Source organism: Microcystis sp. M49636_WE2, from assembly GCF_030065375.1.
Taxonomy (GTDB): domain Bacteria; phylum Cyanobacteriota; class Cyanobacteriia; order Cyanobacteriales; family Microcystaceae; genus Microcystis; species Microcystis aeruginosa_C.
The window spans coordinates 1-1,478 of sequence record NZ_JASJFG010000350.1 but is presented as its reverse complement, the minus strand read 5'-3'; the positions used below and the strand labels follow the sequence as shown (position 1 = coordinate 1,478).

The following is a 1,478-nucleotide window of genomic DNA, read 5'->3' as shown; positions in this document are numbered from 1 at the left end:
TGTTGCTACAATTTGATCCCACATCCATAATTCTATCAAGCTAAAATGGAGTGCTATCTAGAAGGAACTTATGATGAAATACAAAATTGTCCTTTATCGTTCTGAAGAAGGAATTACTGTTGGCGTTCCTGCGCTCCCCGGTTGTTGGTCCGAGGGAGATACTGAGGAAGAGGCATTAACCAATATCCAAGATGCAATTCGTGAGTATCTTGCAGCCTTAGAAGAACGCTTGCAAGATGGGGAAATTCGTGAAATTGAAATGCAGGTGTAACTATGCCTAGAATTCCTGGCGTAAATCACCTAGATGCAGTGCGAGCCTTGGAGAAGGTAGGCTTTCGGATCATTCGCCAAGGCAAACATATCATCTTGAGTGATGGGGTGCGTCAAGTTGCTCTTCCAAGGCACAATCCAATTAAGGCATTTACAATGGGTGGAATTGTTCAAGATGCTGGTTTGACAGTCGCAGAATTTCGTAAACTATTATGAGTGCGATGCCAAAGGCACTGCGTAGCAGATCGCCTCGCCCGTAGGTTGGATTGACGCAAGGAAACCCAACATCAATCAACTCATAACAGAGTGCGATGCCGAAGGCACTGCGTAGCAGCACGCCGATCTTGTAGGGTGTGTTAATGAAGTGAACGCACCTTATCTAATGTTCAAAATCCGTGGGTTACGCTAACGCTAACACAGGCTACATCATATCGATCGCCAAGATTAAGTGATTGCCAAACACACCCTATCAATTCAAAAGAGCGAGATCGTTGAGGTTAAAATGGAGAAGGCAGTCAATGGGGCAAGGCTATGACAGTTCGGCAAAGGCGTTACAGCAAAGAGGAGATGGCTCGTCGGGGGAAAGAACTCTACGAGTCTGGCATTCGGCAGCAAGTCGAAGCGGGTAATGAGGGTAAAATTATCGCGATCGACATCGAAACCGGAGATTTTGAGGTTGATGAAACGGTCGTAGCTGCAACCAATCGGCTATTTGAGCGTAACCCTGATGCCCAGCCTTTTGGAATTCGGATTGGACACCCTGCCGTGTATCACTTTGGTTCGCGGAGCTTAAAGAAGAATTCATGATACACGAAGTCTTGTTTGATTTTTACACTGCAACAGTCATTTGGGATGGGCAATATCGCGAGGTTGATATCGCAGCATCAGAGACAGAGCCGTTGCTCGGAATGGCGATGCTCTACGGTTATCGATTGCAGGTGGATAATGTTGAGGGCGGCATCGTTGAGATCAAAGCATTGTGATCCCATTAAGAAGTGCGATCAGAGGATATTACTTTAGATTAGGAAAATCCCCTGAAAAAATCGCTCAAGCTATTTTTGAGATATGATAACTAGGCTACCTCGAAAGATTTACCGAAGGCTCAAACCTTTAAAATTTCCTGTAAGAAACCTAATAAAGTATTACTCTTGATGTGACCTAAAACAACCTAATTAGGGATCAAGTGTTTGAGTCCAACACTCCGACTA

General features: G+C 44.8%; 3 protein-coding genes and 1 pseudogene. All 4 read left to right on the top strand.

The window, feature by feature from the left end:
* Positions 1-73 precede the first annotated feature (73 nt).
* A complete protein-coding gene (locus PX484_RS08345) occupies positions 74-271 on the top strand; it encodes a type II toxin-antitoxin system HicB family antitoxin (RefSeq protein ID WP_002738180.1) in 198 nt (65 codons plus the stop codon).
* Positions 272-273: 2 nt separating this feature from the next.
* Positions 274-486, top strand: a complete 213-nt coding sequence (locus PX484_RS08340; protein WP_002791471.1) for a type II toxin-antitoxin system HicA family toxin — start codon at positions 274-276, stop codon at positions 484-486.
* 315 nt (positions 487-801) lie between these two features.
* Positions 802-1,077: a hypothetical protein gene (locus PX484_RS08335; protein ID WP_024970721.1), complete on the top strand. Its 276-nt coding sequence runs from the start codon at positions 802-804 to the stop codon at positions 1,075-1,077.
* A gap of 5 nt (positions 1,078-1,082) precedes the next feature.
* Positions 1,083-1,253, top strand: a pseudogene (locus PX484_RS08330) (clan AA aspartic protease); the annotation flags it as partial.
* Between the last annotated feature and the right edge of the window lie 225 nt (positions 1,254-1,478).